We start from the raw sequence: 26429 nt of genomic DNA on the forward strand, positions 1-26429 counted from the left end.
TAAAATAGCTTCACTGACATCTGCTGTCAGTGAAGTTATTAAAGTTGATAATATTCCATTAACTCCGACGCAACAGCAACAAGTTTTTCCTTCAAACTCTGTGGTTCGATTACTTGAATGGATTTCCCGTAAGATAGGAGAAAATAAGGGACATATATATGAATTGATTTTTCCTCAAGTAAAAAGATTGCTTGATTTGATGTCCGCTCTTTCAGATGATGCCCCAAAAACCAATGCAGGCATAAGTCATCGAGTGCCTCTGACCTGCCTCCGATAATTAAAGAAACTAACCCGTCCTTCCCCACCAAATCAGGTAACAGATTTTGCATAAAAAATTCACGGGCCGAAAAAGCTTCGGAACGCTTAAATATGATTGGAGTACGCTTGATTTGTAGAATCCGATCTGCCCGAAAGCTGCGGATTTCATTCCTTAGGTGGCAAAATGCAACAGTATACCATTTATTGTTCCAGTAAACCATTCCATAGGGGTCTATCACCCTATTCTTGGGTTGATCATCACGGCGTGTGCGATAATCAATTTCTACAGAGAATTCGTTTGCTACAGCCTGCTCCAATTCCGCCAATACCGGCTGAACAGAAGGGTCTCCCCTGCGGTTTATAACTTCAAATCCGGCTAAATGACGGCTAAGTATACTTTCCTGCTCCTGATTCGAATACATTTTCAATTTTGATGTCGCATTGCCTAATGCCTCACTCAAAGGGTATCCGGCTTCTTTTGCAAAAACAGCAGCATGAAGGAGTGCCTTTTTTTCTTCAATATCAAATAGCAGAGGTGCTCTGATAAAATGATTTGGCAAACTATACCCGCCATTATGACCTGTGTCGGATATTATAGGCACTCCACTGGCACATAGTGCATCAATATACCGATAAACTGTTCGTATATTTATTTCTAACTTTTCGGATATTTGTTTTGCAGTCATTTTTACGCCCGAATTCAGCATCCATAGAATGGCCAGCATATTATCGTTTTTGGGCATAACTTGAACCCTCACCTTTTATTAAACCTCAATATTTAATAAATATTCTCCGGGATCTCACTTAAATTATTAGCTTTGCGAATCACCTGCACGGTGAAAGGGATATTAAAACATGCCCATTTGCAGGAGTTTGACCTGCTATTAATTATACTACTCCTTATTCAGTAGCTTCTTAAGTGTGGCAATATCGTTAACCGAAACTAATTGCTCCAGATGTTCAAATATCTTTTTCTCATCCCAGTTCCACCATTGAAGCTCCAACAATAATTTTATCATCTCGTCACTGAAACGCTTCTTAATAACATTTGCAGGATTGCCGCCAACAATGGTATAAGGTTCAACGTTTTTTACAACAGTCGAGTTAGCAGCAACAATCGCACCGTCACCAATTTTTACCCCCGGCATAATCGTGACATGTTGTCCCAGCCATACATCATTGCCAATGAAAGTATCGCCTTTGAAAGGTAACTGCTCTATCGTTGGAGTGACCTTTTCCCAACCTCCACCAAAAATATTGAAGGGATATGTTGTAAAACCATCCATCCGATGATTAGCACCATTCATTATAAAAGTAACCCCTTCAGCTATGGCGCAAAACTTACCGATAACCAGTTTATCACCTAAAAAGTCATAATGATGCTGAATATTGTTATAGAAATTCTCTGGTGAGCTTGTATTGTCGCTGTAATAAGTATAATCGCCAATCTCAACGTTTGGTCTACTTGGTAGATTTTTAATGTAACAAACGGATCTAATATTTTCATTGGGATAAAGCTTATTTTTATCCGGAGCTATCGTCATACTTACATTTCCTCTCTAATACTTATTTAACTTGCCCCATCGTATATCACTAGCTATATAACTGTAAAGAAGCTCAGATGTAATTATCGTCTGAGCTTCTAAAATAATTACTACTACAAAAAAACCAATTTTGAAATATACTCGAGCAATACTGTCACATCTCATCTATTCATCTCGAACCTTCAATATTAAGCACTCCACATGGGATGAGTGCTGATCGTAGAAAATATTTCTGAGATGCTACAGTGTTCACCCGACACAAACATCTCTTACAATGATACCCTATTTGTAACCTTCATTTGGAGGCCCCTACTGTATAACTACCAACTTGTTACATATAAACTAGTGTGGTATTCTCAGAATTAGAATACACTGCCTGGAAGGAAGTTCTATGAGCGAAGAAAACAACCAACCCGATGCTTTCTACGATCCCTTTTCAAATATGACCTTTAGTTACGATAACTGTTTTTTATGTGGATCCCCATTTTCCGATGATAAAACTGTTGAGCATGTTTTCCCAAAGTGGCTTCAGCATAAGTTTGATTTGTGGAATCAACGAATTACTTTGCTAAACCAAACGGAGTTGCCATACAAGCTACTTACTATCCCCTGTTGTAAAACATGTAATAACGAGCTCCTATCTGATTTAGAGAAAGAAATACAGGAAGCCTTCGATAGCGGATACTCTGAATTTAAGAAACTTGATCCCTTAAGACTCTTTCAATGGATTGGGAAGATTTACTACGGTATTCTATTCAAGGAATTGTCACTTAACATTGACAGATCTGATCCGACGCAGGGGAAAATAGCAACTCCAGAATTATTGGAAAGATATCAGACACTACATATGTTTTTACAATCTATCCGGAAGCCATTCGACTTCCAAGTAACTCTTCCATGGTCCATTTTTATTGTTGAACTCTTGCCAAGCGGGGAAAAAACGGACTTCGATTATATAGATAATTTCGTCACGCTTACCTTTTCCCTGAGAATTGGTAACATAGGAATTATCGCCCACCTGCAAGATAATGGAATTCATAAAGAAATGTTGCAAAAATACTACGATCAATTTGATGGAGTACAATTAGTTCCTATTCAATTTAACGAGCTAGTAGCAAAAGCGATGTATAACTCCACGTTAATGAATCGAACTCCGAAATACACTTCAATTCTTCCTTCGGAAGATAGAGAACCCGTAACAGTTATACCTTTACCACTTCAAGGAATGTCATCGAAACCGATATTTGATGATTGGGTCGAATCACAATATGCTAAGTATCTTTCGTTCTACCTCAGACCGTTTGGAATATCATATGATCAATTATATGATGCCTCTTCCGATAGGGTTATGACTTGGTTAAGGAATGAGGATGGTAAGTTAAAGAGATTCGATAAAGATATGAATATCATCTCCTGAAAATAAGGCACTTTGCTTACATGTAGCAAGCAAAGTGCCTTATTTCATTTAATCATATTTTTGATTGATAAAGTGAGAGTCAATTCAGACGGCAGATATAGTCTTTTAGCTCCGTTGACAGAGAATACCACGGATGCTTCGTTGCTCGCTATTGAAGATGTGATAACTTATCAGAATGGTTCAACATCCAGAAATAGATCAAATTTAATATACTATGCTCAAACCGTTTATGGGAAATGGGAGTACTAACGCAATACAATTACTGGTTTCGGAGTCACGGGTAGTATGAAAACTCCAAGTCATACAGCTCCAGTCTCAGTAAGTTGTGCCCCGTCCTGCACCGCAGGAACTCCTGCTCCTTTTACACTTTTGGTTGAACCATCGAAAAGTGCAGGACATGTTGGTGGTAATACACAGCTTACGTTTCTAGCCGGCGGTGGTGGAACACTATCTTTTATAACTAGAATCATCATGGATGTAAATGGAAATTATAATATCCTTAGTTCATAAGAAATAAAAGTCGAAGGCGTCCAGTGGGCGCCTTTCCTTATGCAGAAATATTTTGCAGAGCCAGTATTTCAGTTGACAACGGTTGTCTATTTTCGGCACACCATGCCCTCATCGTGATGCCACTCTCTTAATATACGAACTTACGATTCCTGTCTGCGTTGCGACTTTCAGTGTAGGATCTTCGCAGCACCTGAAGCGCTTCTTGACAACGGCATTGTCCCCTCCATCACTTCGGCACCCGCCTCGTCCATTCAATAGCCAACGTCAGTGTGTTTATATATTCAAACCGGGAATTCGGACGCTGATCCGATCGATTGAGGCAAAAGCCGCAAATCAGTCGTCCATTCTTGCTTTTTCAGAGTACAATGGCTATCAACAAGATGGTGAACACGGTTCCACCAAAGAGCCTGTTTTTCTTCAACTTTTGCGGAAATTCCTTTTCTTTTAAAATGTGAAATGTACAGGCAGCGATCCAAACGAAAAAGCCCACCAGAGGCATTTCCCTCTAGCAGGCTTGGAGAGTTTATAGGTTAGCAAAGTTGGTTTGTCGTTATTCAGAGCGGCCATCTTTTGATGCTCCGACAGGTAACCCCGGTTTCGCTCTTCCGAGTTAAGTTACTCGATCCCACTCTAATTCACGTTGTCCTTGGCCCTCTAGCAGGCAGGAAGTGTCATAGACTCGATAACACACGAATATTAGTGATTGGCTCAATGGCTTCTGAATCCGTTCTATATCTGAACCACCCTATCACTTGCTTTCTTCCACCACAGCTGCATCAAGCGCCGCCTGCTCCCGCAGCTGCATGCGCTCGAGCGCCTCCTCCACCGTGCTCTTCCCATCCAGCACACTGTCGAATTCCTCCAGTATGATGGAGGCCATTACTTTGGTAAACGCCTCAGGCAAATCCAAAAAATCAAACAGCGGGTCTCTCTTTACACTCGGCCCAGGACTCGCAATTCTATAAAACATTCCGACATCGTGTCCGGCGATTTCCGGAGCGTAATCCTGCCGTGCGGGCAGCATTCCGTTCCGTATACCTGACTCAGAACGTGCAAGTTCGTCGCTGTTCAAGTATTGGATCACACGCCAGGCGTTTTCCTTATGGTCGGCTTTTGCGGAAATGGCAAAGATCTCACTGGAACTAAACAGGCTCGCCGTGGCTTCTTCGGATGGTTTATACGCAACCGCTCCCGTTATCCCCCAACGAAATGGAGGCGGATTGTTGATCCATTCGCTCACCGTCTGAAAGTTGCCGTCTTTTAACGCAGCTTTCCCTTTCGCAAACAGGTCCGCTTCCGTTATATAGTTTCTAGCGCCTTCTTGCGCCCGCTTCCCTCCGAGGGCTCCGCTGGATATTGCGTCCGTTACCAGTTGAATAGCATTTCTCCAGCCCGTTGTGTTCAATGATACTTGCCGCGACTCAACATTAACAAAGCTAAGCCCGCCACTGGATGCGATCGTTTGAACGAAATGAAAAGGATGCATGTTATTCGGAGCCTCATAACCATAGACCCGTTCACCAGCGAGGGCGGTTCGGTTAAAATGGTCCATCAGCTTGTACAACTGCTCCCAGCTCATCGAACCTGTCGGTTCCGCTAAGCCATAACGCTCAAACAAATCTTTATTGTATACCAGCACATTGCTCGTAAAACTGCGGGTTAACCCATACAGCCCTCCGTCGTTTGTCGCCGACTTCAAATAGGTCACGACCACCGGAGAGATCGGGTCCAGATCAAATCCACTTCGCTTGATCAGTGTTGACAGATCTAGCAGGAGTTTATTGGAAGCCAGGAAATCATAATCACTAGGATTTAAAATAAGTAAATCAGGTCGCTCCGTTTCCACAAACCGCGAGTAATCCTTGACATTCGTCCACGCGCTTGACTCCGGCACCACAATCTCAACATCCAGATCCGGAAATTTGGCTGCAAAGGTATCGCCATATTGACGATAAAAGCTTTGTTCCGAACCAAACATAACTTTCAGAGTAGGATCTTCGCTTTCTTTCGTATCTTGAAAGCATCCTGTCGCTAACAGACTTGCACTAAGGGTACACAAGGCCATCCCTATCTTCTTCATGGGTTAGACTCCTATTCACTCTTGCATTCCTTTGTTATCGTTGTTTACGCGCATACTCCTCACTTACCTTGCGCTGCAGCACCTGAAGCGCTTCTTGCAACGACATGGTCCCCTTCATCACTTCGGCAGCCGCCTCGTCCATCAGTTGAATAACCATTCGTTTGAGCTCACCGGATACCGTATCGAGCGGATCAACGACTGGTGTTCCCGGTTTGAGCGTATAGAACGCGCTGACGTTGGCTTGGGTACCTGAGGCTTTTACCCGGTTCAACAAGAGCTCCTTCTGAGGCAAAAGCCGCAAATCAGTCGTCCATACTTGCTTCTGCAGCATGGCTTTGCTATACAGCATTTTCAGAAACTCCCACGCTTCTCGTTGGTTGGGCGATTGGGCGCGGATGGCGACGATCCTGGGTATATCGAATGTGGAGGAACGATCAGGGAACTCCGGATGAACAGGCTCTGTAACCAAATCCCATGCCAGATTAGTACTGGGCTGGAGCAAGCGATTCATGAAACCGGAGGATTGGAGCGTCATGGCCACTTGCTTTTGCAAAAACAAATCTTTACGGCCTGGTTGGTCTTCCCACAAAACCGTTCCGCGCTTGAAGCGATCCAAAACCAATTCCCATACATGCTTCCAACTTGCCGATTCCAGTGTAAACGTCTTGCGAACCGGGTCGATCATCTGCAATTGGTTGGTACGCCCCATCAAGTCGATCAATGTTCCCGGCGAAGAAGGATAGGACACGCTCAGGCCATACAAGGGCCGGCCCTCCCCATCCGTCGTCGGGAAACGAGCAGCTAACTGAAGTAGTTCTTCCCAGCTCATCCGATCCTTCGGGAACGGGACTCCATACGATTCAAACAACTCCGAATTGTAGTACAAAGCCATCCGGTCCACTTCCAGAGCAAGACCGTACAGATGACCCCCGCTTTGTTGACGCAAATCGGTAAGGATGGCGGGATCGATTCCATCCAGATCCAAGCGATCTTGAGCCATCCAGCCATCCAACATAGCGAGACGCCCGTCCAGCGAAGCCTGCTCATACGATTTCGCGTTCATCCATAGGAGATCCACCTGCTCCTCTTCAAGCATGCGGGCGACACCTTTCGGCTCCAAGATCGACAGCAGATTCTCCCCCGGGGCCGCAGTAACTACCTCGAAAGAGATGTTCGGATAGCGAAGCGAGAAGGCTTTCCCGTAATTGCTCATAAACCCATCCGCATGTTCATAAGCGACCTTTAGCCGAACAGAGCGGTTCTCATCGATCCCCTCATCAACCTTTTGCTTCGGACTGCCCATCACGTAGTAGATAAACAAGACAATGGCTATCAACAAAATGGTGAACATGGTTCCACCAATGAGCCTATTTTTCTTCAAATTTTGATTTGGCATTGTATTCTCCTACATAAGGTTCGTTTTCACTTAACTTGTTTCATTCGATAATTGTAAGAAATTCCCTTTAATTTGAAAGAGAAGTGTAAAGGCAGCGATCGACACGAAAAAGCCCACCAGAAGCATATTCCTCTAGCAGGCTTAGAGTTTATAGGTTAGCAAAGCTGGTTTTTGGTTAATCAGGGCGGCTGTTTCAAATCGATGTCTTCCGGCAGTTAGCCCCGGTTTCGCTCTGCGGGAGTCGAATTACTCGATCCCACTCTAATTCACGTTGTCCTTGGTCTTCTTCTCCATGCGCTCACGGATCCGTTTAATCTCCGCCCGCCGCTCCGGCGAGAACTTACTCTCATCCACAAGCCCCAGCCGGATCTTCTTCCGGAAACGGACCTCCAGAACCGTGCACAGAACGAACAGCAGGACAAACGATCCAATAAACCAACCAATCGATGCTTCCGTAGGGATGACCATGCTCACGGCTCCTTTACTCGTAGTTGTCTATCAGCCGGAACAGGCTGACTTGTGTTTTAGTGGCCTTCGGCCATCCGGTGAACCAAAGAAACCGCTACATAGATATGATCGTCCTGCACAACCAGCTGCTTCTGCACCGTCTGATAGGAGACGCCTTGTATGGACACGGCATCGACCACTTCTAGGGCGAAGAGCAGTTGATTGATGCTGGGGACGTTGGTTTCCCAAGTCGTATTGTCGGGGAGTTGCCATTGTATGTTCATGGGATTAGTGGTTCCTTTCAAAAATTAGTAACTGCATTATTCATAATCATGTGCTTAACCAGTATAAATAAAGGAAATATTGGAATTACTAATAATATACTACTTAAACGCAGCTTTTTCAATAATTTTTAATTACTATATAACCCTAATATTTACTGACGAACTTCCCTAATCTTTAATAGAGGTGGTAACATGTCAGACTTACGCAAGTTAGTCGGGGAACGAATCAGAGCCGTCAGAAAAGCTAGAGGTCTTACGCAGCAGCAACTTGCAGAACGTTCTAACTTAGACGATGCCTATATTGGGTCAATGGAACGAGGAGAACGTAACTTTTCTATAGATACATTAGAGAAGGTAATTAGTGCCCTTGAAATTCAGCCAATGGAGTTGTTTTATTTCGAAGGTAGCTTGAACGAGACAGCTGCAGCACAACGAAAAGCCATTGATGAACTAACTGCTGTCATCAATAGCTTATCTGTTGATCAAATTGAATCTTTTATGAGAGTAAACAGGGAACTGGCAAAAATATATTAATAGGATAATTATACAAAAAAGAGGTAAAGCGAATTTTGCATGCATTCAAAAGCATTTTTTGCATGCCCACTTAAATCGAGTTCAACTGGCCGATAAAAATAGTAGCCACCTTCTTCGATGTTATATACTAACTCAGCAAGCGATCGATTGTTTCCATGGGGTTCTGATTGATTACTTCATGAAGTTGCTCACATGAAGTTTAGTCTTATAGAACTTTTCAATAAGACGTTATTGACCATATCCGATTTGAGCCACAACCACAGTCCTTCGACCGAATTCAGATTTGGGCTATAAGGCGGCAGAAAGACCAAGTGCAGATGCTAATGTTACTTCAATAAAGGCTTAATCCAGTCGCATGATGAATACGACCATTGTCTAGCACCATGGCGACCTTCTCATCCGGGTAAGCGGACAGTAAAGCGAATGAAGGCTACTACGTCGGCTTTTTCTTCTTCCTGGTGATGGACCTGTTCTTCGTGCATTCAATCACTTGATTTCATCTGTCTTCATTTTTTTTCGCCATCTCGGCTTCGTGGTTACATTTCATTACCCGATTTGGCGATTGAAGGTTTATTAATTGCGTTCTATATAGTTGTCAAATACTAAAATGGCTTCTTAACTTTGTCAGTCTCGGAATTTGTAAAAATTCTGAGGAGGAGCCTCTTTTAATTTCATTGTTTCCGTTTGTTCTTAGATTACTTGTGCAAAGAATACAACATTCTTTGGCTCTTGTTATTCCCACATAATGCAAATTTATGTCTTGTTCTTTTTCAGTGAAAACAAACTCTCCATTAATTATTCGTTTACTTGGAAAAATATACTCATACAAATCCAAATGGAACACTATCTTAAATTCTAGCCCTTTTGATTTGTGAAGTGTCATAATTTGTACTTCATCATCACCGGCTGGTTTAAAGGTGTTTAACAACTTCTTATCTTTTAACACAATCCCTAAGATATTAATTGCATTTTGATTTTTTGCATTAGGGTAAATTATTTCTGCTATTTCTAAGAAAATATTTATTTGCTGTAATAATTTACTTTCTACTTTAATGCTCTCTAATAATGTTAACTTCTTCATTATCGTATTAGCTTTTTCACTTTGTAATTCAATATCCAAATACTCTTCAATTAATTCATATTTAGTATTATTTTTATCGAAAATAAATCTTAATATATCTGAAAATAAACGTCCCCATAAACTAGAATCATTGTCAAAAGGAGTACTTTCATAGAATTTATGTTTAATAGTTAAATTCTGATCAATAATGGAACCTGTTCTAGTGTTTCTTGTCAGTATACCAACCTCGCTATTTTTCTCTACTCTATACTTTTCCTTCGCTTTATAAATCGTTTCATTTAACCACTTAGCAATGTAGTCCTCTTTACCATTCAGACTAATTGAAAAAACTCTATGTTCATCTGAAGGAAGGAAGTCAGTAAAATCTCTTGAGATTAAAGACATGGAATAATTAATAATTGAGGGATGGCATCTATGGTTTTTAGTCAATCGATGAGTTTCAAATGTGTCATCACTCGCAAGACGAATCAAGTATTCAGACGATTTATTTGAAAAACCATATATTGATTGATTTTCATCTCCCACTGCGATTGCTTTAAGACCTATATTTTTTAATCCTACAAAAACCTCATGTTGTTCTAAACCACAATCTTGATATTCATCAATGATTATATGAGAGAATCTTGCTTGAAGATAATTTACACATGATTTTGTATTTTGAAGAATATGTAACGATAATAAAGGAACAGTTTCTAATATGACGTACCCTTTAATAAAGATCCTCTTTATAATATCTATGTGATTATTCATTATGTCTTCTATTGGTATGTCGTATAAATAATCGATTTCGTGTCCTAATATACTACTTTTGAATTCAATTATTTCAATATCTTTAGAAGGTTTTCCAAATAATTGCCTGCCGAAAGGTAATATTATTTCCGAAATATAAAACTTATCCATTGTACCAAAAAAACTATTCTTCTTGTCAATTCCACCATGTAGGCTTCGCTTTTCAAGTTCTTTACTTGCTTTATTCGTATAAGAAATTGCTATAACCCCCTTATAGTGAGGCGTCTTGTCTAAAATAATTCTAATCTTATTAGCTAAAGTGAAAGTCTTACCACTTCCAGGTTGAGCTATAACAACTATACTATTGTCTGATTCTATGATCTTTTCCTGTTCTGGTGATGGCTTCATTTTGACATCTCCTCAACAAGATGTTTACACTTGGTCAATGGCTTTGCTAAACTATGATCATTCAGCATTTCTAAGTTGCTATAATTATTCACTAGAAAATCATACATGAAAGTTGCTTTATTCTTTTTCATTTTACTAACTGCGTTAGTTAATTCTGTCTCTGATGTATAACTTAAAACACAGTCTTTTAGTGGAGAATTAATAATATCTAATTCTAAGTCGTTATTCGATAAATATATATTATTTTCATTAAGTTTTAATATAACTTCTTTTGCCCATTTTAATTGACCTGGATCAATATTATTTCGATCTGCTATATTTGATACTTTACTTTTATCGCTTAGCAACGATTCTAAGTCAGCTGGAATTACCGTGTACTTCTCAGCAAAAGTAATAGCTCGAGAAAGGCCAGCAAAATAATAATATTCATTATAAGGCACTTTAAAAATATCGTTATCAGTACGAATAACCCATGGTATATTTAGTGAAGTAAGAATTTCTAGATATGAATTAAATCCAACACTATCTACAGCAAGTATACTAATATTAAGACGATCTAAATTAATTTCTAAATTACTTGCAAGTGCTTTGTAGAACAATACCTCAGAAGGCCCTTCTACAAGAAGAACAACACTTGAAAAAAATGCTTCAGCAGGAATAATATTTAATCTATAGCCAAAGTTATTTAAAGATTTTTCAATTATCTTTGAGCATCCATTATTAGCGGCTTTTGTATCAGGCTTACTATTATACAGCCTAATTATTGAATCGTAAGGAAATTCACAAGCGATTTGAGGTGAGTGAGTAGTAATAATTACTTGAGTATTCAATGATTCTACAAGATATTCAGCTAATTTCCTTTGCTGATGTGGGTGTAAATGAGCTTCCGGTTCCTCTATACAACAAATTTTTATTTCCAATGGTTCTTCTGCAATTTTATTTTTTGATGTCCAAAGTGCCAAATAAATTTGATTGTTCCTTCCTTCTCCTCCTACTTCTAAACTTTTATCATTCACCTTAGATACTAATTCCAATTCACTAATAAAATCATCGACATCAGCAGCTCCAACGTCAAATTTAACTATATTGTTTTGATGATGAAGTGATAAATTTAATAATTCAGTATTTAAATTTGATGTAGCATTACTTACATAAGATAAATTGGTGATCCGTCTATTCAAAGCAGTAATTGTTTTTTCAATTTTTCTTGTTACCTGCTCATCAGATTTTAACTGATCTTCTTCCCTAGCTTTTTTCGCTTCCACTAAAAGATTTTTCTTCTCTCGTTTGATGAATGACGACAGTTCCCGATTACTACCAATAAATTCTACATTTAAAACTTTTAGATAATACCTGGCTTCAATTTCTTGAAGATCACTTTCTGTGTGCCCTATTAAGAAAGTATATTTCTTTTCTTTCGTGTTCCTATCTCTCATTGCTCTGTATGCGATATATAGTATTCCTTCATCATTAATATATTTCCCAAGCTTTCCAACAACACAATCGTGTTTTGAGTTTTCGAATTTAACTTGAATATAAATTTCATTTGTTTCGCTATGCACAAAAAAGTCTGAATCCTTAGGCTCAAGTTCAGACTCTGAAATTTTTTTATCAAGTATAATTCTCAATGCATGCATTAAATTGGTTTTTCCTATATCGTTAGACCCAATGATTAGGGTCTTCTCTCTAAAGCAAATATGATCTTTAAGATAGTTTCTAAAACCTTCAATTTTTATCTCCGAAAGAAACATTAAATTAACCCCCTCTAGCAATGACAGTATTATATTATTATATAAGCCGCAATTAATCTTAAAACCTGACCAGTAAACGGTCGAATTGTTTCCATGGGATTCTGATTGATCCGCTTGAATTTGCTCACATGGAGCTTAATCTTATAGAACTTTTCGAAAAAGACGTTGTTGACCACATCCGATTTGAGTCACAAACATTGTACTTCGACCGGATTCAGGTTTGGGCTATAGGGCGGCAGAAAGACCAAGTGTAGACGCTGATGTTCCTTCAAAAAAGGCTGTAACCCAGTCGCATGATGAATACGACTGTTGTCCAGCACCATGGCTATCTTCCCATCCGGGTAAGCGGACAGCAGATCCTGCAGGAAGCGAATGAAGGCTGCTACGTCGGCCTTTTCTTCTTCCCGGTGATGGACTTGACCCGTTTCGTAGTTGATCGCACCGAACAACTTTGCTCCTTCATGCTTGCCGTATGTTGGCACTTTACGTAGCTTTCCACGAGGAAACCAGTTGTACTGCAGCGCTTGATAACAACGAATCATGGATTCATCTTCAAACAGCAGATGATCGATCGCTTCGACTTCCATCTGCTTCTTGAGCTGTGCGAAGGTATGCTTGCGAAAGAACGCCTGCGTCTGCTCATCGGCTTTGGCAAGCGTATAGGTCGCTTTGATGAAGCTGAAGTTCATTCGTCTAAGCATCGCGCTTATGCCGCGCACACTCATGGTGACACCAAACTCCCGTTTGATCCACTCCGCAAATAGCGGCAACGTCCAGGCATGGTGCGCTTGTCAGTTGGCTGCCGTTGCTCCAGCATAGCAGCCAATTGATGGCGTTGCTCTTCCGTGAGCTTTGGTGGTTCTCCAGGCGAGACCCCTCTTTCCAGATCAGCCAAGCCCTGTTCTTGGTAGCTCTGCCAATAGATACTGATAGTTTGACGAATCCTACCGAGCAAATCGCCGTGTAAAGTTTCACAATCACGTTTTAAACTTAATCCATGAAGACCTATATAAATAAGCCTATTGATCTATTTCGATACTATCCGACATTTTCCTCCTTTTGGATTAAAAAGAAAAGCACCCCTAAGGTGCTGTTTATGTTAATCTAGTACACTTGCATTTACTCATCTCTTTTGTTCGGATTCAGGATTTGATGATATCTCGTATACAACAAGCACTATCCCAACTGAGCTATAGCTCATATTCAATGGTGATCCCCGCACTGCCAGTGTGATATGCACGGTTTCCTGCAATGAACCGAAGTGTCCGAAAGCCTGCTGTAGTGCGGATTTTCGGACTTCGTTCCCTCTTCCCGTTTCCTCGGATACCCGTCCATAATCTAGGGTTCGTGATCATAGATGTGATCAAGGCACTTCTACGGCGCTGCTGCAACCAATTCCACCAATATCATCAGATACTAAGACTTGAGTACTTCTTTTAGCAATTCCAATGCATTTTGTTCTCTTGGATCATTTGTTCCAAGTTCACCACGGAAAGCACGGGCAAGAACGGCCTTTTTCATGAGCTCAATCTTATCGATGACGCTCACAAGTTCCTTTGCCTCTTGTTCTCTTTCAAGCATCCTCCCCAAAATACGAACAATTTCCTTTTGTTCAAGGAGTGAAGGAAGTGGGACTTGGCAGTTCCTCACATCACTTTGATTAATACTTGCCTGATTAACGGCCTGTTTGGCATTTTTTCTAAGTTCCGTTAACCCCTTTGTACTATTCAAGTATCGAATAATATATTCAGGCTCAGCAATGCTTCGCTTCAATGTTAACCTCATTATGTTACTTTCAAAGACACACGTATCTTCTAACTTCCTTACGAGAGCGGATTTACCCAGATATTCCATGCTATTGACCCGATTAATAATAACGTCATTATTTCTCAGCCCATATAACTCTATTTCATTATTATCAAGAGATAACTCTTTTAGAGAGTGCCACGGATTTATTGTACCGTCATAAAAACTATCTATGCGTACTATTTTGTCCCCTTTGCCATAAGCACTTTTGGGTTTATATAATCCATTTTGTGGCCCACTATCAATAATAAAATCAAATAGAGTTTCTTCCCAGCTATCCATCCCTATATTGTGCTCTTCACGCCACTTCGCAGTGAGCTCCCCTGTAAAAGCTTTGTGTAGGATAGCGGCTTTACGCGCTTCAAAGCTATCTAATGCATTTTGTGCCAATTCCTTTGCCTGATCAAGCTTAGCAAACAGGCTTTCAATGCGATCAACAATACGTAGTTGTTCAGCATTAGGAGGGAGGGGAACAGGCAAATCCCCAAGATTCTTTCTAGTAATTCTCACCCTAGTTGTTCCTCGTGCAAGGTTATTAGCTAGGTCAGTAAACCACGAAGTATTGCACAAATAATTCACGTACTTATTAGAGACAATCGTAGTATCGCATCTCATAACAGCCACATCGACAGCTGTAATGCATTTCATGGATAATTTAGGAAGAATACAACTTCTTGCTATTGGTTCTGCCATACGTGAGATTAGCACATCACCCTCTCGTAGTTGAGAACAGTTTAATTCATTGAATGTCTGGTCTGATATGAATTTGGAGGATTTATCCAAAAACTCACCAATACCAATATCGGAGAGCTGAATCAGGCGAACATTTCCGTTAGGATCCATATTCTCACTTAAGATCCAATCACCATCAAAAAATGACGTATCACTTTCTCTCAAATAATGGAACCTCACCCAACACCAGTTCGCTGGCACCTCATATGGTTGCTCATCTTCGAGAACAAATGCCTGCCCTAAAAGCTCTTCTGCTCCCGATAAGCTCTGTTTCTTCCCCCTAGCCATTAACGACTAACCTCCAATGACTTCAGTTCCTTCACGACGCTCATGATCAAGTCAACGGCCTCTTCGAGCTGTGCTACGACTTCTTCTCCGCTTTCAATTGGATCTGGGAGATCCTCATAATCCAGTACACTTTCGTCACGAATAAGCCCTAGATCGAGGCTGTTGTTCTTTTCACGGATTTGTTCACGAGTGAACAAATTCCAACGCTCATCCTGTACCTGGTGACGGTCTTCCGCAGTGTAAGCCGAAACAAATGCATCAAAATGCTCAGCCTTGAGCGGGGTCGTTTTGCCGAACGAAGGCATATTGGTACGCAAATCATAGATCCATACTTCTTTCGTATTGTCCTTATCGGACTTACCGCGCGTAAAGAAGAGCACATTGGTCTTAACGCCCTGTGCGTAGAAGATTCCAGTAGGTAGACGTAGGATTGTATGCAAATTACACTTATCCATTAAGTCGTTACGGATAGACGCTCCATCACCGTCTGCAAACAGTACGTTATCTGGAAGGACAACAGCTGCACGCGCTTCATTGTCTGCTTTCAAGCTGCGATAGATATGTTGCAAAAAGTTTAACTGTTTATTTGAAGTAGGATAAGTGAAGTCATCACGTGTCGCACGTTCGCCGCCTTTTTTCGTTCCGAAAGGCGGATTCGTGAGCACTACATCAAAATCCTTCATTGTTTTCCCTTGATTAGACAATGTATCGCCAAGCTTAATCGGGCCTTCGATATCATGCAGCATCGCATTCATCAATGCCAAACGATGGGTTTCGTGCACGAGTTCAGACCCAGAGAATGCCTGTTTCCGCTGGAATTCCTGTAATTCAGGCGATAGCGCAAACAGATCATCCGTCTGATCTTTGACATGACGGTCTGCTGCGATCATGAAGCCGAATGTACCGCAGGCAGGGTCATTGCACCTCTCGCCTGGCTTCGGATCAGCAAGCTTCGTCATCACGTCAATCAAGACACGAGGGGTAAAGTACTGCCCAGCACCAGACTTCTTCTCGTTTGCATTTTTCTCAAGCAAACCCTCGTACAGGTTGCCTAGCCCCTCTTCTTTAGCCGAATACCAGTCGAGTGCGTCAATCGAAGTAATGAGCTTCTCAAGGTTCTTGGGCTCATCGATGTTAGAAGATGCCCCTGCATAAATTTCACGTACTCGCCCTGTCGTATTCTCACCTAAGTAGTTGAGCAACTCCTTATAGAATTTCTTAAGATCAATGCCCTTTGGCTTAAGCAGTTGATCCCATCGATATTGCTCAGGAATTTCTTTTTCCGTCTCGGTTTCTTTTGCCATCTTCAAAAACAAGATATAGGTAAGCTCCGTTACATACTGATGATACGTAATGCCGTCATCTCGGAGAACGTTACATAGGTTCCATAGTTTAGATACGATCTCTTGGTTGTTCAAGCTGATTGTCCCCCGTCTTCAAATAAGTACTGGTTAATGTCTGTAATAATGGTATCGAGCTTTTCACGGAAGACCTTATTAATGCGATTATAGCCGCCTTGATTCTTAAATGCACCCGTGTTAAATAGTTCACGATCCAATAACGGCTCATGCAACAATACCGTTTCAATTCGTCCTAGCCAATCCAGTTCCATCTTATTAAAGGAGTGCTTCTCCTTCAACTTGGCAATCGCTTGTTTCGTTCGTTCTGCACGACTGACGAGTGCAGATCCAAGCGCTTCCTTGCGAATAAAGCTAATGATGTCCGCTGTAATGTCCTCATTAGACAGCTGCTTCCAGGCAGTATTCAACTGCTGTTCCGTAAACCCTTCGCGATCCAGCTCCAATCGCAAGCTCTTCAAGCTTTCTCGCGTAAGATCGCTTGGCTTCGTACAAACCACTTGGAGAGCGGCGATTTTATTCATGTTGTTCGTTATAAATGCTTTGAACTCATCCAAGTAATCCTTAGGCTTTAAGCCTTTGCCATAGCCACGTTCATGAGAGACGAGCTCATCTTCTTTATCCGAAATCACTACGGCTCTTGGCTTACCTTTACCGCCTTCATTCATAATATCAAAGACTTTCCGATGATCAAGAACATAGGCTATGGCCTCTTCAGCAGACATGTGTTTGACTTTCTCGATGAACTGGTCTGGTGTATCACCTTGCGTAATGTCTCGGAAGTGGGCCATGGCATCTTTGGTCATGTTTCTCTTCTTACGCTGCAGCTTCGCCACAATGAGATCAATTTGATTTTGTAGCTGTTTCTCTGTTTGCAGCGTTTCAAGTCCATCCAGCAAATCATCAAAAGATGTAGAAGGCTGGATCACCACTTGTTTCATCGTATTAACATCCTCAAGGGATTCATATACGCCAACTGGATCGTATATTTCAAAATGCGTCTTGCCGATCTCAGGGCAGAGACGTGTAGCACGTCCCATCATCTGTTCAAAGAGGATACGTGACTTAACCCGTCGCATGAAGACAAGAGTAGTAATTTTAGGCACATCAATGCCTGTGGTTAAGAGATCAACCGTAACGACGATATTGGGATAGCGTTCATTCTTGAATCGTTTGATCGCTTCTTGTACCTTTTTAGGATTATTGCCGCCGATGCTGCCTGTAATCTTTATGACCGCATCATTGTCTACTCCGTATGGCTCGTAAATCTCTTTGAGCAGCTTCACGATGACATCGGCATGGCTATCATCAACAGCAAAGATCAGTGTCTTCGCATCGCCTTCGGGATTGATGTCCTGAGCAATTTCCGTTAATACCGTGCGATTGAAGTTCTCTGTAATGACCTGGCGGTTAAACTTCTCCACATCGAATTTTAACTCATCATCTAGCTCACCACTATTTGTAATTTCTCCCGTTACAGGATCATAAATCGGGACGACTTCACCTTTATGATAGGTGATTCCCTCTTTGCTTAGCTTGGTGACAATCGTATGCGGCGCATCATGATCGACAAGGTAGCCTTCTACTACAGCACGACGATATGTGTAATTGAACACAGGCTGACCAAAAATCTGCGTCGTTTGAATAGCTGGCGTAGCCGTCAAGCCAATTTTGACCGCATTAAAGTAGTCGATGACAGCACTATACTTACTCATGTAATCCTCCTGATTACGGTATAGCAGCTCGTCGTTGCTCATTTCTTTGTCTAAGATATAGCCGCGGTGCGCTTCGTCTACAATAATAAGGTCATAGTCGGAAACAGCAGGAATGGTTTCACCCTCATTATTGAGTACACGCTTGACCAAGCTTTGTACCGTGGCGACATGCACCTTGGTCTCTCTATCAATGTCTTTGTCACTGAGCTCCTTAATGTTATAGATGTTATCTAGTGTCATGAGCTCTTCGATTTTGACTTCCTTGAACACATCCTGCGCCTGTTCCCCAAGCGAGGTGCGGTCAACAAGGAACAAGATGCGCTGAAAACGACAAGATTTCAAGAAACGATATAACATTCCCAGAATCGTACGCGTCTTACCTGTTCCCGTAGCCATCGACAGTAGTACCTTGTCCTGTCCGTTGATAATGGCTTGTTCAGCGGATTCAATGGCTTCAATCTGGTATTCGCGGAGGTTGAGGCCATCTGGATCACGCAGTAAATCATACGGCGTTGCACCTAAGGCCTGATCGGCTGTATCCGAATCTTTGCTGAGCAACTCCATAATACCATCTGGACTCATCCAACCTTGAAGGGCTTTGGATATATTCGATTGTTTGCGTACATCGAGGAACCAGATCCCCGATTTCGTCTCAAGCTGCTTCAAGTACTTCCGACCGTTAGTTGCAAATACGAAGGGTACTTTATACTGACTCCAATTACCAACCTGATAGGCTGCGTGTTCTTCACTTACGGATTGTGCATATTCCTTGCACTGGTTATCAATTACGGATGGAATATCGGTGTACTGACGCTTCGCTTCAATAATACCGACCATTTGAAGCCCAACGAATAAAGCATAATCGGCATATCCAGATTTACTGCTGGAATTGCGTGTCGGCCATTCTGCAATCGCAAGGTTACGGCCTTTTTGTGGGCGAGTGCCTTTTGAATATCGCAAATGAACCGTATCTGCTTCCCATCCAACCTTGCGTAGCTGCTCGTCGATAATATACCTCGTCTGCGCTTCGGACAGTTGAAGCTGCTGGACTGCGCGACTTCCTCTTGAGGTACGTTCCTCAATCGTCATCGTTTGGGCTACTTTAGCTTGTTCAGCAAGCTTCGTCAGCTCTTCAATCCTAGCTTCTTTCTCACGAAGGATCGCTTCATAATCAACCTTAGCTTGAGACTTTTCAAGAGGCAACACAAACCGTTGGGGACTATACTGCCAATCTCCATAAGTTTGCATGAACCAAATGCTTAGCTCATGGGCCATACCCATTAGAACTTTACATTGTTCAAGCGAATCATAGTTTGAATGTACGGCTTTATTCCGAGCCATACGCAAGCTGTATAAGATATCATCAATTTCTCGTGGTAGCAGTCCTTGGCCCTTCAAGAGCTTAATACGATTAGCGTGCGTGTTGTCGTAGCTTGGAGGCTGGATGCCATCGAACTGCATCATGAGGTTGACGATTGTTTCGCCTATCAATCCCAATTTGATCAGGCATGAGTTTGGATCCGAGTAAAGATATTCTTCTGCGGTGCCGCCTAACTGAGCAAGGATCGGAAAGGTACGATCTAAAAATATGAAATTGGAATCCATACTCCTCCTCCTAACTAGCTGATAAGTACAATTCTCTATATACTATTACAAGACAAGTCATATGTCTTAAGCACTATTCCTATTTCGTTATAAAGACAACAAGCTCCTTAGTTTCTACGAACCTCCTGTGTCAAAAACATTTAATTTATTACTCAACTTTCGCAGCCTCAAATTAGCCTGAACTCCATACGGCTGTAAGAGTTAATGCTATATTTTTTCTTCTGTTGACAGAAAAACACCCTCTTTGTTTAGTATCATGGAAGTGTCGAGCAACCATGCAAACAAAGAAAGGTGTGTAACCCTAATGGTACACCATCGTTCCCAGTCTGACCAGTCTCGTTTTTCTTTTTCATTCTCTTAAACTCGGTAAACTGCTCCGCGAGGCAGGGATTCAGAAGTCTTTTGGTCTTAGTGCTCTCGTTGTTTTTCAGTTGCTGTTTTCGCTTGTTTTCGAGGGCAAGAATTGGTTTCGACTTTTGGAAAGCAGCCGTGGAAGTTCGCTGCCTGGCAAGGATGTAGTCTATCGCTTCTTGAACCATCCAGGCTTTGCATGGCGGGCGTTTCTTCATTCGCTTAGCTTGACGGTGGTTCGGCATTTCACATCGCTTACTTCGGTCAAGCGAGTAAAAGTTTTCATCATTGATGATTCCACGCTGCAGCGGAATCGCAGTAAAAAGGTGGAGTTGCTTGCTAAGGTGTTTGACCATACAACAGGCCGATTTGCTAAGGGCTACACCATGCTGACGCTCGGCTGGTCGGACGGTTTCGGCTTCGCTCCGGTTGACTTCGTTATGCTTTCGTCAGCTAACATCGTGAATCGCCTAACCGAGATGACAACGACAATCACGAAGCGATGCCACGGTTACAAACGGCGTATCGAGGCGCTCACTCGTAAGCCGGATGCCGTGGTGGGCTTGATTCAACGTGCTTTGCGTTCTGGCTTTCGTGCGGATTACGTGTTGATGGATAGTTGGTTCACACAGATGCCGCTCATTCGCCAGCTCTCGGCTAAGGGGCTGGACACGATTGGAATGGTTAAAGAGATGAAGCAGCGATACATTTGCCAAGGCCAACGTTTAACGCTGAGTGAACTGTACCGCATCCTACCCAAGAACAAGAAATCTTCCATTTGGAGTTCTGTCATTACTCAGACTTCATGCGGAATGTCTGTTAAACTCGTGTTTGTTCAAAACCGTAACAAGCGCCGTGAATGGCTGGCCATTCTAAGTACAGACCTGACTCTAGAGCCAAGCGAGATCGTACGTATCTATGGCGTGCGATGGAGCATCGAGACCTTCTTCAAGGTAACCAAAAGCTATCTGAAGCTGGGAACCGAATTTCAGGGCCGATCTTTTGACATGCTGATTAGCCACACAACCATCGTGTTTAGTCGCTACCTGGTCATGGAATTTGAGCGGCGACAAGCGGGAGATACCCGTACGCTCGGCGGACTATTCTTCCTCTATGCGGATGAAGTTCGTGATCTGGACTACCAGACCGCCCTTCAACAACTGATGTCTTTATTCTTAGATATGGCTGAAGCAAAGAACAAACGCAGCAAACAAACGGTATTGTGTCAACTCCAAGAGTGGATGGCTGATTTGCACTTGTACATTAAGGGTTTATTCGGTAATTTAAGCTGCGAAAGTTGAGTTAATAATATATCGAACACATCGACTAAAATCTCAAACATGACGACATATTTCCGTCCACGAGTTCAAGGATTCACATTCTATTCAATTGTTGGAGCAGCTTGCTCTTTAGTAGAAGCATCTGAGAACATGTTATAGTATATACTATTTAAATTTTCAGTATGCGACCTTAAATTTTTCCTTATTTCAATATATGTTGCATTATCGAAAATGATCGACGTACCATTATTATGTCTACTCTCAAGATACGGCACTCCTGACTCATTCACTTTTTCTGTTACATGAGCAAGAGTATTTCTTAATTTGATAATCTCAATATCATATCTATTAAGATGTTCTTTTAAGCTTGTAATACTCAATTTTTTAGATTCCCACAGTTCTTTTTCCTCTGAAGTAACCACTGTATCTAGTTTTAGATTAATTATCTTTAAATCATTTTTTAATATACTTTGTAACGCATGATATAAGTTATTAGAGGTCAACAAATTGCTCTCTAATAAGGAATCGATGTTTCCTGTTGTTAAGGTCTCAATAATCAGCTTCTCACGTTCAATTTGTTCTTTCTTTTTGACACAAATGTTATTGTATAGTTCCATTCTTCTATCATCGAGTGTAGAGCCTGATTCCAACGCAAAGTATTTTTGTAACATTTCTTTAATTTTATTTTCCAAATCGATCGTTTGAGCTATTACCAAACCGCGCATGTTATTTACATCTTGAACTTTCTTAATAGTATTTCTTATAATTTTAGTTACCTTATCTTCAAACTCATCTGTATTTCTACTAGTACAATATAACCCGTCTATCCCTTTATCTCTAATAGTTGCACGAATCGTTTGCACATCACTTTGCGAATAAAAGATTATCTCTGTAAATAAATCTTCATTTCGAATATCTTCAATAATCTTATCCCCATGTGTTCCATTTAGATTTAAATCCATAAGGATTAGATCATAGTCACAGTTACTTAAAATATATTTTATACCTTGATGGGCATTATCGTATCGAGTAGCTTCTAATTCAAATCCATTATCATCCAAGAAATCGCTAATGTTTCTGGATGCGGTCTCAAACCACGATTTGTTATCCTCAAACCATAGAATCCTATACTTAATTTTCATCTAGATACCTCCATAAGAAACACAAGACCCTTCCCCTCAGTAGTAACTACAGATATTGTGGAGTTCATTTCCTCAAGAATTTGCTTCACATGGTATAAACCTAAGCCTGATCCAGAAGTAGTGGTATAGCCTTTCTCAAATATTTCATTTACATTTGCAATTTTTTTATCAAGCCCAACTCCGTCATCGGAAAATTCTATCGTCAACTTTTCTTTTACTACAGCAATATTTATTGTAATATTCCTCGCATTAGCCTTTCTAGAATTACTAATTAAATTATCAATTATTATAGATATTTCTATTGGTTTAAAACGTAGAATAAATTCGGTTCCATCTTTGTAATCTAATTGAATATTCAGGGGATTGTCTGTATATACCCTATATACATTTTCGATATATTGCTTGAAATAAAGAATAATGTCTTCGTCAATTTGCTCAGATTGAAGATTAAAGTTGGCTTTTGTAGCAAATTTCACAATCGAAAGAATTTTCTTGTTCAGAAACCCAACGCTTTCTAGCAGTTTTCGCAAATCATCTTTAGTAACGGCCTTGCCTTTGTTGAGCTGTCTATTCCAGTAAAGCAATTGTCCATCAATATCATTCGAATAAATTCCTATTTGATGGTGTAGGCTCAATATATTATCAAAATCCAATGTGGATACGGAAGTTAAAAATAAGCTTCGACTTTTTTGTAATTTTATCTCTTCTTTCGCATGCCGTAGATTCTGTTTACTTTCTTCCGCATCTTTTTCAGCCAATTCTTTACTTTGTATAATATTTTTTATTTCTTTATCGACCCTAGTAATATCTCTAAGAAGCCCTGTGTCTTCATTTTTGACAGCAAATTCTTGAATACGTTTAATAACAGCACTTGAACTGCCTTTTTGTTTCTCTCGAAGTGTGGATAGTAAATTCTCATCATATTCAATATCTACAATTGATTTAGAATTCGCTAATTTCTTTATTACACTTTCCAATTTATTGATCGCTGTATCAGGACTAACCGATTCCTCTATTCCATCATCGATTAAACTTATATTCCCCCATTCAATAGTTTCAACAACGTATCTCTCTAACTTTCTTATTGTGTCAATGAAGTAGTCTTGAAGATCATAATAAGAATCATTTTTAATTAATCCCCCATCTCGGCTTGTAGACTCCTTCAAGTACTCATTCTTCCCTATTATCTCGACTCTTCCGAATATTTCACGTGTACCTAATCTTCTGTTATAACCTTGTGGTTTTCTTTTATCAATCCCGAAAATATCTTCCCCAACTTCACCATACGGATAAATTCTAAAACCATTTTTATACATAAACACTGAGCCATAATTAACAGGTTCAATCCCCATTAATCTAGTAAAATTAGATTTAGCTAACCTATTTAAATAAAACAGATGAATTTTCACATTTGAGATGCTAAAGGGCGAGTTTTCTACAACTTTATAAATGAGCAGTCCTCGATCCCTCAAAGTGGTCTCCATTTTACTTCCATCTTCAGATATAGAAGTCATTATTTGAATCGATTTAATGCCAAGCATCTCAAAAATGGTATTCTTAACTTTTCCGTTGATTAAGTTATATTCGAGTTCACCGGAAACATCATCCAGTGAAAAGCTTCTATTTTCTTTTCTAGACTTTTCCACCGCATGCCTAACAATTCTATTCTTTTCTGCTTCATCTTCGTTTTCTTCATCATGGGCAATTATCTCAATTGAAAAATCGCCCACATCATTATCCTGATTGGGGTTAATCAATTTTTGGAGTGATCGCTTCAATTTCTTTAAGCTATCTCTCCCCCACTCATCGCGCAAGTCGGTAATCTCTAGAATTGTACCGTGATGAAAATCTACTTCTTTGTTATCCAATTCAAGATGTTGAACCTCAATATCCACAAATTCTTTCTTGCTATCTTGCTCAAAATCTTCCCAGTCAACAAAAATTTTCTGCACCTTTGAAAATGAGTCCCTTTTTAAAGTCGTCAATGTAAGTGTGCTTCCAAGCCTATCACAAGAGAATCGCCCTACTCCCTTGGCTCCTGCAAAGATTCGTTTATTTCTCAATTTGTTACGGTAATCTTCTCGTTCTGTAGTTTCATTTTCGTCAATATCCTCAGTGCCATCACTCTTTGCAGAGTAAGCAACGAATAGCCATTTATTCACAAGATCTTTATAACTCATACCTTTTCCATCATCAATAATAGTTATCTTTGCATGTTGTGCTTTGGTGTTTTCAAATATTATTTTCACAGTATTTGCATAAGCATCAAATGAGTTTTTCACTAATTCAAATATTGCTACATATTGATCTGTAATTAGTTCTTTACCAATCAAATTCTTCAATGCGGAGCTTACTCTAAATTTCACTTTCTCCTCCAACATTAGCCATCTCCTTTAACACAATTCCTACTTGCTCCCCAAATAACGGAGGTATAGCATTCCCTATTTGTGTGTATCTTGGGACTTCTAAAACGCGACGTTCCCCACCAGTTGTATATTTCCCCTTAAATTCAAACCAGTCTGGAAATGTTTGAATGCGAGCATATTCCCTAACAGTTAGTATCCTGGCTTCTGAATAATGAATATAATCATCAGGATTGGAGGTAATAGTCGGACATATTGATTTATCATCGAGGAGAAATGCTCCTCTTCGTTTCAAATTGAATTTTTCTTTATATTCACCATCTAGCCTTTTATTTCTAGGAGCATTCTCTATTACATTCATAAAAACTTTCACTGTATCAACATGATGATTTGGGAATCTATGGCTGTCAGCAATCTTCCCTTTACAACGCAATCCTTTTCGTAAATACCTTTGAAGGGAACTATTAGATTCACCGTATACACCAGCTTTAAAATGATTTGAATCTGGTGAGTCACCTTGTCCATGCTTCATCAACAAATCAGAAATAGCATCTGCAATTGTAGGGGTTCTCTTAATATTATTTTTCTTTAGAAATTCCCTGGATTTTTCTGAAAGACTTTCAAAAAAAGTTGAAGGGTCTTCATTCAAAAAACCAACAAGTATAAATCTTTTTCTGCGCTGTGGTACGCCGTATTGGGAAAAATCAATAATTTGCCCTGAAACTCTGTAACCCATTCTCTCTAATAACTCTTTTATATTCTCTGAGAACGGTTTTGCGCGTTTCTTTTGGTTAAAACTTACTGTAAAACCTTTTACATTCTCAAAGAAAACCATTTTAGGTTTTACAATTTCGATAAACTTAATATAGTAATTAATCATTTGATTACGTTCATCATCTTCATTTCTCTGACCAGCCATAGAAAAGCCCTGACAAGGTGGGCCTCCTACAACTAAATCTATTTTTCCTTGGAGTGACTCTAATTGATCTCTGAAATTTATTAATACTTCCTTAATATCAAAATTTTGAATTGGAAGCCAGCTAGGCCAACTAAAATGCTTACAATTTGATATCAAGTTATAACGTAGCGTTTCAAATGCATCTTTGCTTTTTTCAATGGCAAACAAACCATTCCATCCAGAATTATGTAACCCTAATGAAAGTCCCCCGCATCCAGCAAATAAGTCAATATAGTTCAATTTCCCTGTCATTATGAAACCTCTTTTTCTATAATCAACTACAATATACGACCTTAATAGCTATCTGGACCTAAAGTTCGACATTCAATAGATTTTTACCTTCTAATCCACTACTCTTGCGCCCATCTATGTCTGGCATCTGGGCGTACAGC

Annotated in this window: 19 protein-coding genes; 3 read left to right on the forward strand and 16 right to left on the reverse strand. The window is 40.4% G+C overall.

What is annotated here, in order from left to right; genetic code table 11:
• Nucleotides 1–38 precede the first annotated feature (38 nt).
• Nucleotides 39–1001 carry a helix-turn-helix transcriptional regulator gene (locus PV433_RS17095; RefSeq protein ID WP_332073279.1) on the reverse strand — a complete coding sequence of 321 codons (963 nt, stop codon included), beginning with the start codon at nucleotides 999–1001 and terminating at the stop codon, nucleotides 39–41.
• A gap of 150 nt (nucleotides 1002–1151) precedes the next feature.
• Complete coding sequence (locus PV433_RS17100) at nucleotides 1152–1802, reverse strand: Vat family streptogramin A O-acetyltransferase (protein ID WP_332073280.1); 651 nt, start codon at nucleotides 1800–1802, stop codon at nucleotides 1152–1154.
• A 391-nt stretch (nucleotides 1803–2193) separates the two neighbouring features.
• On the opposite strand from PV433_RS17100, the gene PV433_RS17105 reads away from it, so the two are divergent.
• Entirely contained in the window at nucleotides 2194–3219 is a 1026-nt protein-coding gene (locus PV433_RS17105) for a hypothetical protein (protein ID WP_332073281.1), read from the forward strand.
• A gap of 1258 nt (nucleotides 3220–4477) precedes the next feature.
• Here the strand turns inward: PV433_RS17105 and PV433_RS17110 are convergent.
• The 4 genes from PV433_RS17110 to PV433_RS17125 all read right to left on the reverse strand — a co-directional run bounded on the left by PV433_RS17110 (nucleotide 4478) and on the right by PV433_RS17125 (nucleotide 7936).
• Entirely contained in the window at nucleotides 4478–5809 is a 1332-nt protein-coding gene (locus PV433_RS17110; protein WP_332073282.1) for an ABC transporter substrate-binding protein, read from the reverse strand.
• A 34-nt stretch (nucleotides 5810–5843) separates the two neighbouring features.
• The gene (locus PV433_RS17115; protein ID WP_332073283.1) at nucleotides 5844–7205 is read right to left on the reverse strand and encodes an ABC transporter substrate-binding protein; all 1362 of its coding nucleotides are present in this window, start codon (nucleotides 7203–7205) and stop codon (nucleotides 5844–5846) included.
• 261 nt (nucleotides 7206–7466) lie between these two features.
• Nucleotides 7467–7673, reverse strand: coding sequence for a hypothetical protein (locus PV433_RS17120; RefSeq protein WP_190927455.1), 207 nt, complete (start codon nucleotides 7671–7673; stop codon nucleotides 7467–7469).
• Between the two features lie 56 nt (nucleotides 7674–7729).
• Nucleotides 7730–7936: a hypothetical protein gene (locus PV433_RS17125; protein ID WP_332073284.1), complete on the reverse strand. Its 207-nt coding sequence runs from the start codon at nucleotides 7934–7936 to the stop codon at nucleotides 7730–7732.
• A gap of 192 nt (nucleotides 7937–8128) precedes the next feature.
• Between PV433_RS17125 and PV433_RS17130 the strand changes: the two genes are divergently transcribed.
• Nucleotides 8129–8470: a helix-turn-helix domain-containing protein gene (locus PV433_RS17130; protein ID WP_332073285.1), complete on the forward strand. Its 342-nt coding sequence runs from the start codon at nucleotides 8129–8131 to the stop codon at nucleotides 8468–8470.
• 188 nt (nucleotides 8471–8658) lie between these two features.
• Here the strand turns inward: PV433_RS17130 and PV433_RS34135 are convergent, their stop codons facing one another.
• From PV433_RS34135 to hsdR, 7 genes are all read right to left on the reverse strand, one after another.
• On the reverse strand, nucleotides 8659–8781 hold the full coding sequence (locus tag PV433_RS34135) for a transposase (protein ID WP_442951538.1): 123 nt from the start codon (nucleotides 8779–8781) through the stop codon (nucleotides 8659–8661).
• 284 nt (nucleotides 8782–9065) lie between these two features.
• Nucleotides 9066–10688, reverse strand: a complete 1623-nt coding sequence (locus PV433_RS17135) for an ATP-dependent helicase (protein WP_332073286.1) — start codon at nucleotides 10686–10688, stop codon at nucleotides 9066–9068.
• Entirely contained in the window at nucleotides 10685–12439 is a 1755-nt protein-coding gene (locus tag PV433_RS17140; protein ID WP_332073287.1) for an ATP-dependent nuclease, read from the reverse strand. Before PV433_RS17140 ends, PV433_RS17135 begins: the two co-directional genes overlap by 4 nt.
• 188 nt (nucleotides 12440–12627) lie before the next feature.
• On the reverse strand, nucleotides 12628–13164 hold the full coding sequence (locus tag PV433_RS17145; protein WP_332073288.1) for an IS630 family transposase: 537 nt from the start codon (nucleotides 13162–13164) through the stop codon (nucleotides 12628–12630).
• Nucleotides 13165–13855: 691 nt separating this feature from the next.
• Nucleotides 13856–15265, reverse strand: coding sequence for a restriction endonuclease subunit S (locus PV433_RS17150; protein ID WP_332073289.1), 1410 nt, complete (start codon nucleotides 15263–15265; stop codon nucleotides 13856–13858).
• Nucleotides 15265–16683 carry a class I SAM-dependent DNA methyltransferase gene (locus PV433_RS17155; protein WP_332073290.1) on the reverse strand — a complete coding sequence of 473 codons (1419 nt, stop codon included), beginning with the start codon at nucleotides 16681–16683 and terminating at the stop codon, nucleotides 15265–15267. Before PV433_RS17155 ends, PV433_RS17150 begins: the two co-directional genes overlap by 1 nt.
• Nucleotides 16680–19943 carry a type I restriction-modification system endonuclease gene (gene hsdR / locus PV433_RS17160; protein WP_332073291.1) on the reverse strand — a complete coding sequence of 1088 codons (3264 nt, stop codon included), beginning with the start codon at nucleotides 19941–19943 and terminating at the stop codon, nucleotides 16680–16682. The genes PV433_RS17155 and hsdR overlap by 4 nt, the downstream gene beginning before the upstream one ends.
• A gap of 314 nt (nucleotides 19944–20257) precedes the next feature.
• Between hsdR and PV433_RS17165 the strand changes: the two genes are divergently transcribed.
• Nucleotides 20258–21595, forward strand: coding sequence for an IS4 family transposase (locus tag PV433_RS17165; protein ID WP_442951544.1), 1338 nt, complete (start codon nucleotides 20258–20260; stop codon nucleotides 21593–21595).
• An 80-nt stretch (nucleotides 21596–21675) separates the two neighbouring features.
• Here PV433_RS17165 and PV433_RS17170 read toward each other — a convergent pair whose 3' ends face one another.
• From PV433_RS17170 to PV433_RS17180, 3 genes are read right to left on the reverse strand one after another with little or no spacing between them, the layout of a single operon-like run.
• A complete protein-coding gene (locus PV433_RS17170; RefSeq protein WP_332073292.1) occupies nucleotides 21676–22716 on the reverse strand; it encodes a response regulator in 1041 nt (346 codons plus the stop codon).
• The gene (locus tag PV433_RS17175; protein WP_332073293.1) at nucleotides 22713–25097 is read right to left on the reverse strand and encodes a sensor histidine kinase; all 2385 of its coding nucleotides are present in this window, start codon (nucleotides 25095–25097) and stop codon (nucleotides 22713–22715) included. The genes PV433_RS17170 and PV433_RS17175 overlap by 4 nt, the downstream gene beginning before the upstream one ends.
• On the reverse strand, nucleotides 25072–26289 hold the full coding sequence (locus PV433_RS17180; protein ID WP_332073294.1) for a DNA cytosine methyltransferase: 1218 nt from the start codon (nucleotides 26287–26289) through the stop codon (nucleotides 25072–25074). The genes PV433_RS17175 and PV433_RS17180 overlap by 26 nt, the downstream gene beginning before the upstream one ends.
• Nucleotides 26290–26429: the final 140 nt, after the last annotated feature.

Origin of the sequence: Paenibacillus sp. GYB004, assembly GCF_036577605.1 — a bacterium.
GTDB classification, from domain to species: domain Bacteria; phylum Bacillota; class Bacilli; order Paenibacillales; family NBRC-103111; genus Paenibacillus_AB; species Paenibacillus_AB oceani.